6 protein-coding genes are annotated in these 8,391 nt (G+C 64.2%); all 6 read left to right on the top strand.

Going from position 1 to position 8,391, the window contains the following annotated elements; translation table 11 throughout:
• The coding region (gene tssC / locus DPV79_RS41095) for a type VI secretion system contractile sheath large subunit (RefSeq protein WP_113048139.1) at positions 1-656 on the top strand (656 nt) is incomplete at its 5' end.
• A gap of 87 nt (positions 657-743) precedes the next feature.
• A complete protein-coding gene (locus DPV79_RS41100; protein ID WP_113048134.1) occupies positions 744-1,229 on the top strand; it encodes an Hcp family type VI secretion system effector in 486 nt (161 codons plus the stop codon).
• Positions 1,230-1,314: 85 nt separating this feature from the next.
• The gene (gene tssJ / locus DPV79_RS41105; protein WP_113048135.1) at positions 1,315-1,818 is read left to right on the top strand and encodes a type VI secretion system lipoprotein TssJ; all 504 of its coding nucleotides are present in this window, start codon (positions 1,315-1,317) and stop codon (positions 1,816-1,818) included.
• A 31-nt stretch (positions 1,819-1,849) separates the two neighbouring features.
• Positions 1,850-3,196: a type VI secretion system baseplate subunit TssK gene (gene tssK / locus DPV79_RS41110; protein ID WP_113048136.1), complete on the top strand. Its 1,347-nt coding sequence runs from the start codon at positions 1,850-1,852 to the stop codon at positions 3,194-3,196.
• A 51-nt stretch (positions 3,197-3,247) separates the two neighbouring features.
• Positions 3,248-4,516: a type VI secretion system protein TssL, long form gene (gene tssL / locus DPV79_RS41115; RefSeq protein ID WP_113048137.1), complete on the top strand. Its 1,269-nt coding sequence runs from the start codon at positions 3,248-3,250 to the stop codon at positions 4,514-4,516.
• A 19-nt stretch (positions 4,517-4,535) separates the two neighbouring features.
• Positions 4,536-8,391 (top strand): type VI secretion system membrane subunit TssM (gene tssM, locus DPV79_RS41120; protein WP_113048138.1); only part of this gene is annotated, 3,856 nt, incomplete at its 3' end.

An 8,391-nucleotide genomic window follows, 5' to 3' on the forward strand; every position in this document is an offset into this window, starting at 1 on the left:
CCGCGTACGCAATGGGCGTGAACATCAACCGCTCGTTCAAGCTGTACGGCTGGTGCTCGCTGATCCGCGGTGTCGAATCGGGCGGCACGGTTGAAAACCTGCCGTGCCATACGTTCCCGACCGACGACGGCGGCGTCGACATGAAGTGCCCGACCGAGATCGCGATCTCGGACCGGCGCGAGGCCGAACTGTCGAAGAACGGTTTCATTCCGCTCGTGCACCGCAAGAACACCGACCACGCGACCTTCATTGGAGCGCAGTCGCTGCAAAAGCCTGCCGAGTATCACGACGCTGACGCCACCGCCAACGCGAACCTGTCGTCGCGCCTACCGTACCTCTTTGCCTGCTCGCGCTTTGCGCACTACCTGAAGTGCATCGTGCGCGACAAGATCGGCGCGTTCAAGGAGCGCGAGGACATGCAGCGCTGGCTCAACGAATGGGTCATGCACTACGTCGATGCCGATCCCGCCAACTCGTCGCAGGACACGAAGGCACGCCGGCCGCTGGCGGCCGCCGAAGTGGTTGTGGAGGAGGTCGAGGGCAACCCCGGCTACTACAACTCGAAGTTTTTCCTGCGTCCGCACTTCCAGCTCGAAGGGCTGACAGTGTCGCTTCGTCTCGTCACGAAGCTGCCGTCGATCAAGGAAGTCGCCTGAAATGTCGGTGGGAGTCCTCGTGTGGCCGGGCGCGATACACCTTGAACCCGGTCGCTTTCATTATCAGCAACAACATGGAGTGAAGAAATGGCTCAGGATATTTTTCTGAAGATCGATGGCATCAACGGCGAATCGCTCGACGACAAGCACAAGGACGAAATCGAAGTCCTGAACTGGGATTGGGAGATCCAGCAGGAATCCTCGATGCACGCGGGTAGCGGCGGCGGTGCGGGCAAGGCGACGGTCAAGGACCTGACGTTCGAGCACAACATCGACCGCGCGAGCCCGAACCTGATGAAGTACGCGCTCACGGGCAAGCACATCGATCAGGCGACGCTGGTCATGCGCAAGGCCGGCGGCAATCCGCTCGAATACCTGAAGCTCACGATGAGCGATGTGATCGTCACGCGCGTGAAGCCGTCGGGCAGCAAGACCGATGCAGAGAAGAGCCGCGAGACGGTGTCGCTGTCGTTCGCGAAAGTGAAGCAGGAGTATGTCGTGCAGAACGCGCAGGGCGGTAGCGGCGGCGCGGTGACTGCGAGCTTCGACATCAAGGGTAACAAGGAAGCGTAAGTCTATGGAACGCCGCGCACCGGGCGAACGTCCAGCCCCCGCCGGTCGCGCGGCGTCTCCCGCTTTCTATCTAGACGAATCCTGCATGCGTTCGATTCTGACTGTTGCCGCGCTCGCCTGCGTCCTCGCGCTTTCTGCCTGTGCAAGCGGCGAACCGAAGCCGAAAGAGCCGTTCCGGCTCGAAATGAGCGTGAACGCGGCGCCCGGTGTCAATCCGGATGACCGTAGCCGACCGGCGCCGATCGTCGTGCGCATCTACGAACTGAAGAACGATGGCGCCTTCAAGGCGGCCGATTTCTTCACGCTGCAGACCCAGGACAAGACGGTGCTGGCTGACGACGTCGTCAAACGCGACGAGCTGCAGCTGCGTCCGGGCGAGCACCAGACCATCGTCCGCCGGCCTGATCCGGCAACGACGGCGATTGGCGTGATCGCGGCCTACCGCGACCTGCCGAATTCGGTGTGGCGCACGGTCTACCCGATGCCGGTCGCACTGGACAAGGCTTGGTACAGCTTCTCCACGCCGAAGCTGAAGCTGACCATCGATCTCGAGGCGAACGCCGTCAAGATCACCGAAACGAAACAATGAAACTCTTCGCGCAACGAAACGGAAGGCCCGAATGAGCTGGTACGCCAAGGTCGCCTGGCAGGAGGGGCTGTTTTTCCGCCCGCAACTGTTCCAGCAGCAGGACCGCTATTTCGAGAAGTATGCGCACATGCGTGCAGCGCCGCTGTCGCCGTTCTTCTTCGGCTTCGCGCACTTTGCGCTCGATCTCGAATCGCTTGCGCTCGGCAAGGTAATCGTCAAGTCGGCTGCGGGGGTGTTCGCCGACGGCACGCCGTTCGATGCACCCCGCAATACGCCGCTGCCGCCGCCGCTGACGATCCGGCCCGAACACCTCGACCAGGTGATTTATCTGGCCGTGCCGGTGCGTTTGCCGAATTGTGAAGAGACGACCTTCGAGAACACCGCGGATTCGCTCGCACGCTATCTCGTGTTCGATACCGAGTTGCGCGACACGAATTCGATCGGGCTTGCGCCTGAGCCGGTGCAGCTGTCGAACCTGCGATTGCGCCTGCTGCCCGAGAAGGAGCTTGGCGACGCGTGGATCGGCCTTGCGCTCACGCGCGTGAAGACGATCCGTGCGGACGGCAGTATCGAGCTCGACGACACGCTCGTGCCGCCCGTGTCCGGCTACGGTGCAAGCGATGTGCTGACGGGCTGGGTCACGAAGATTCACGACCTCGCCCGCTTGCGCGCCAACGCCCTCGCGCAGCGGCTTGCTGGCACGGACGACACCACGGCGAGCGCTGCGACGGTGACCGACTACCTGCTGCTGCAGATCCTCAACCGCTACGAGCCGCTGCTGCAGCATCTGCTGCGCGTGCCGGCGACGTCGCCCGCCGACGTCTATGCGCTGCTGATCGGCATGGCGGGAGAGTTGTCGACGCACTTGCGCACCGACACGCGGCGGCCACTCGACACGCATCCGCCTTACCAGCATACGACGCCGCATCTGTGTCTCAAACCTGTTGTCGACGACACCCACCGGCTGCTGAACGCGGTGCTGGTTCGTAGTGCCCAGAGCATCGCGCTTGAGGACCGGGGCCACGGCATGCGTAATGCGGTGGTCGATCCCGTTGACATGCAGGGCTTTACCGCCGTCGTGCTGGCGGTTCATGCGGCGATGCCGCCGGACGTGCTGCAGCAGCAGTTCCTCGCGCAGGCGAAGGCCGGTCCGTCGGACAAGCTGCCGAGCCTCGTGCGCAGCCACCTGCCGGGTATTGGCCTGCAGGCGTTGCCGGTGCCGCCGCGGCAGATCCCGTTCAACGCGGGCTACATCTATTACGAACTCACGCAAGGTGGACCGCTCTGGGACGAGGTCGTGCGTCACGGTGGCATCGCGCTGCACGTGGCGGGCGAGTTCCCGTCGCTGAAGCTCGAGCTGTGGGGCGTGCGTGCGTAACACGGAACGGACATCCATGAATTCACGAATCGCGATCTGCGACGTACGCCCATGAGCAATCCTCCCACCGCTGTCGGCTCGTCCGAGGATAACCCGACCCCGGCATCCGTGATCCGGCAGTCCGGCGCCGCAGCAACGGCCGGCGTTCCCTTTCGCGAGCGGCTGATCGCCGTCGAGCAGGCACAAAATCCGTTGCGCGAAGCCTCGCGTGTGCTCCTGCGCGCGCTGGCGGACATGCCTGACCATCTGGAGTCCAGTGAGACGTTTGCACTACGCGACCTGCTCGAACAGGAGATGCGCGTCTTCCAGAAGCTGTGCGAACAGACGAATATCCGGCGCGACCACATGATCGGCGCGCGGTACTGCCTGTGCACGGCGCTCGACGAAGCGGCGACACAGACCGCCTGGGGCAAGGGCGGATCGTCCGGTATCGAGTGGATCAGCAGCGGTCTGGCCACGACCTTCCATGAGGATCGCCAGGGCGGCGACAAGGTGTATCTGCTGGTTGCCCGGCTCCTCACCGAACCACGGGAGCATCTGGACCTGCTCGAAGTCATCTACGAGATTCTCAGTCTCGGTTTCGAAGGGCGCTACCGCCACGAGGCCAATGGCAAACGCAAGCACGATGCAATCCGCCAGCGGCTCTACAACGAGATCATGGCACAGCGCGGACCCGCGCCGATGACGCTTTCGCCTCACTGGCAGTCGGACGTGAAAGGGCGGCGTGTGTCTTTCTACGATTTCCCGGTGTGGATCACCGTCACGGTCCTCTCGGTGGTCCTGCTCGGGCTCTTCGGCTGGTTCAAGTACGAACTGATGAGCCGCGGCGCCGACGTGCAGAAGCAGATCGCCGACATCGGCCGCATGACGCCGCCGCCCGCGCCGAAACAGTTGCATCTGAAACAGCTGCTCAAGGACGAAATCGCCACCGGTACCGTGAGCGTCGATGAGGACGCCCGCCACAGCGCCGTGACCTTCCGGGGGGATGCGATGTTCCAGCCCGGCGGCGCGTCGGTCAAGGCAACGATGGGGCCGCTGATCGCGAAGATCGCAGGTGAGATCGCGAAGGTGCCGGGCAAGGTGACCGTGCTTGGCTATACGGACAACGTGCCGATCCGCAGCCGCCAGTTTGCGTCGAACGAAGCGCTGTCGGAAGAGCGGGCCACGCAGGTCATGCAGATGCTGCAGGCCGCTGGTGTGCCGGCAAACCGCCTGGAGGCTGTCGGGAAGGGTGACGTCGAACCCGTGGGCGACAACCGTACCGCCCAGGGGCGCGCGCAGAACCGCCGCGTCGAGATCCTGGTCGCGCACCAGGCCTGATCCGTATCCGGAATAAAACATGACGAAGTTCCTGTCGTTTCTTGCATCGCGCCAGTTCCTCGCGTTCGTCGCACTGGTCGTCGTTGCGCTGGTGATCTGGTTTGTCGGGCCGTTCTTCGCGTTCGGCGGGCTCAAGCCGCTGGCCGCGGCCGGCATGCGCGTGCTGTTGATCGCGCTGCTGCTGGCCGGTGTGTTGCTCTGGCTCGTCGGCTGGTCGATGAGCGTCGTGTTCGTCGCGCTGCTGTGCCTGTTGATCTGGTACGCGTCGCCGCTGCTTTCGTTCGGACATGTGGCGCCGTTCGAACCGGTATCGGCGCGCCTGATTGCGATCGCGCTGGTGTTGACCATCTTCGTCGTCTACTGGATGTTCCGGCTCTGGCAGAAGATGCGCGACGACGATGCGTTTCTCAAGAAGATGCTGCGCAAGGGCGGCAAAGAGGAAGAGTCGCCTGTGGCATCGCGGCTGCAGGCCATTGAATTGATCGTCGCGAGCGCGATGGCCCGTCTGAAGTCGATGCGCACGGGTGCACGCGGGCTGGGCAAGCTGTTTCAGGGGAAGCGCTACCTGTACGAGCTGCCCTGGTACATCACGCTCGGCGCAAAAGGTGCGGGCAAGACGAGCGCGTTGCTCAACGGTGGCCTGGCGTTTCCGGTTGCTGAGCAGATGCAGCGTGCATCTGGCGCACGCTCGGGCAGTTCCGATGCGGTGGACTGGTGGCTCACCAACGACGCGGTGCTGATCGACACGGCGGGGTATTACACGCGCCACGGTACCTCGACGGTGAAGGACGCCGATGTGCAGTCCGTGCAAGCCGACAGGCCGGAGACTGGCACGTCCGGCGCGGATGTGGCGGAAGGGGCCAGTGGCGAGGCGAAGGACGGCCCCTCGTCCGAATCCCGCGCAGTTGCTGCGACGAAATCGAGCACGAATGTCGTTCCGCTTCGTGCCGACACGGGCGACCGGCGACAGGAACTGGACCGCGCGGAATGGCTCGGTTTTCTCGGCATGCTGCGCCGGCACCGGCCCCGCGCGCCCATCAACGGCGCGCTGCTTGCCGTCGACCTTGCGACGCTCGCGAGCGTGGATGAACCGGCGCGCATTGCCGAGGCGGCCGCCCTGCGCGCGCGTCTGGGCGAACTGCGCAAGGAGCTGGGCATCCGCTTCCCGGTCTATCTGATCGTCACGAAGATGGACCGCCTGACGGGATTTGCAGAGTACTTCGGTGCGCTGACGGCCGAGAGCCGCGCGCAGGCCTGGGGCTTCACGCTGCCGTATGGCAAGGAAACGGTCGCGAAGGAAGGGCTGCGCGCGCGTTGCCGCGATGAACTGGCTCAACTTGCGGGACGGTTGTCGGGCATGATCCACACGCGCCTTCAGGACGAAGACGAGACCCGCAAGCGCCGCCAGCTTGCCGCGTTGCCGGAGGAGTTCGCGGCGCTCATCGGACCGCTTGTCGATCTGATCGACCGCGTGTTTCTCGATTCCCGCTACGACGACACCCAGCTCCATTCGACGTTGCGCGGCGTCTATTTCACGAGCGCGCAGCAAGGCGGCAGTGCCGTCATGGCGGAGCGCGGCACGGTCGTGCAACGTCTTGCCGCGAAGCAGGGGCAGGGGGCGGTGGCGGACCATGAGGGCAACCGGAGCTTCTTCCTGCACGACCTCCTGACCCGGATCGTGTTTCCTGAGGCCCATCTCGTCAGTCCCAACCTGCGCTGGGAATACCGCTACCGGCTGCTGCGCCTGATCGGCCATGCGCTCGCGCTGCTGCTGTTCGTATGGCTCTCAATCGGCTTGCGTGTGAGCTTCGGCAACAACAGCGACTACCTGGACGTGATCGGCCGCAAGGTGCAGTCACTCGCAGCCCGCGTGACCCAGCTTTACAAGGAGCCCAAGCCGGAAGCCGTCCCCGATACGCTGACCGAGGCGCGTTATCTGCCGACCTTCCCGAACCTGGACCTGTCCGATCCTGACAGCACGTGGCGCTACGGTCTTTATGTGCCGCCGGACATCGTGACCGAGAGCCATCACACCTACGACGCACTGGAGGACAACCTGCTGCTGCCGCAGATCGTCCACCGACTGGAGGACGTGATTTCCGGCGCGATCGCGAACAAGGATACGAAGACCGCCTACGATGCGCTACGCGTCTACCTGATGCTGTACGACAAGGCGAAATTCAACGCCGGTGACGTCAAGGCGTGGGTGCTCGATGACTGGGCGAAGACTGACAGTGCCGCGATCTTCGGCGGACGGGCCTCGATGATCGACCACGTTCAGCAGCTGTTCTCGGGCGAGCGTGTGGTGCAGTCGCCGCTGATCCGCAATGATGCGCTGATCCAGCAGGCTCGCGCGTTTCTGGACGGCAGTAACGCCACCGATCGCCTCTACCAGCGGGCGAAAGCCGCGATGCTGAAGGAAGCACCGGACGAGTTCACGCTGCTGCGCGCGGTCGGCCCGCAGGCTGGCACGGTGTTCACGCGGGCGAGCGGTCAGCCGCTCTCGCGCGGTGTGTCGGGGCTGTTCACGTTCGACGGCTACCGGAATCTGTTCGACAAGCGGCTGCCTGAATTCGTGCAGATCGCGCGCGACGACGACGCTTGGGTGATGGGGCGCTCGTATCTGGCGAGTTTGTCGGATTCGGCTCAAAAAAAAACAGCTGAGATCGTGAGTACAGTAACCGGCGCGGACGATGCGCTGACAGACGCAGTGCGCCGCGAATACCTGACGGAGTACGCGCAGCAGTGGGACGCGTTTCTCAACGACATCCGGACGGTGAGCGGCACGAGCCTCGCGTTCAACCTCCAGGTGCTGCGTAGCTTTGCGGCGCCTGACTCACCGCTTGCGCGTCTTGCACGGGCAGCCGTGCACGAAACGACGCTTACACAACCGGTCGGCGGCGCGGATGGCTCGTTTCTGCAGAAAGCGGCGGATCAGCTCAACCAGAAGGCAGACAAGGCGTTGGGTATCCGCGCGTCCGAACGCGTCGAGCGCGAGCTCGTCGACAATCACTTCGCGGCGCTGCGGGAGGTCGTGACGGGGAATGCCGATGCCCAGGCCGGTACGCAAGCCGTTGCCGCGCAGGCAGGCAAGACGGGCCTCGACGGCGTGACAAACCTGTTGAACGACTACTACACGGCGCTGACCGTTGCCGACAACGCACTGTCGAACAACAGCATGCCGCCCGCGAGCGACACGGCCGCGAAGCTGAAGATGACGGCCGACACGATGCCGGCTCCGTTCCGTGCGGTTCTGCTGCAGCTTGCCGCCGACGGCTCGCACGAAGTCAATCAGGGCATTGGCCAGCTGCTGTCGCGCCAGATGCAGGCGGTGGTCGGCGATACCTGCCGGCTCACGATTGAGGGCAACTATCCGTTCGCCCCCGACAGCAAACGCGACGTCAGCATCGACGACTTCACGCGCGTGTTTGCGCAGGGTGGCGTGATCGACGATTTCTTCGCGAAGACGCTTGCGCCGTTCGTCGATACCTCTGCGAAGCCGTGGCGTTACCGGACGCTGCCGGGTGCAACGGAACCCGTGCAGGGGCCGGACCTGGAACCGTTCGAGCATGCCAAGGCGATCCGGGATGTCTTCTTCAATGATCCAGGCCACAGGCAGCTGACCTGGAAGGCCGACATCCGGATTCCCGAGCTCGATCCTACGATCACGAGCCTGTCGCTCGACATCGACGGCCAGGCGTCGCTTTACCAGCATGGGCCGGTGGCGCCTTTCACGGTGACATGGCCCGGGCCGCGCGGTGGCGTCCACACGGAGATCACCGCAAGTCCGCGCATCCGCCCGGACACGTCGACGGTCGCGACGGACGGCCCATGGGCGCTGATGCGCCTGCTCCAGAAGGGCCACGTTGTCGAGA

This window comes from Burkholderia reimsis (assembly GCF_003294055.1).
In the GTDB taxonomy this organism is placed as follows: domain Bacteria; phylum Pseudomonadota; class Gammaproteobacteria; order Burkholderiales; family Burkholderiaceae; genus Burkholderia; species Burkholderia cepacia.

Coding starts and splice junctions, on each gene's coding strand:
- tssL (WP_113048137.1), top strand. CDS start 3,248: ATGAGCAATCCTCCCACCGCTGTCGGCTCGTCCGAGGATAACCCGACC.
- tssJ (WP_113048135.1), top strand. CDS start 1,315: ATGCGTTCGATTCTGACTGTTGCCGCGCTCGCCTGCGTCCTCGCGCTT.
- DPV79_RS41100 (WP_113048134.1), top strand. CDS start 744: ATGGCTCAGGATATTTTTCTGAAGATCGATGGCATCAACGGCGAATCG.
- tssK (WP_113048136.1), top strand. CDS start 1,850: ATGAGCTGGTACGCCAAGGTCGCCTGGCAGGAGGGGCTGTTTTTCCGC.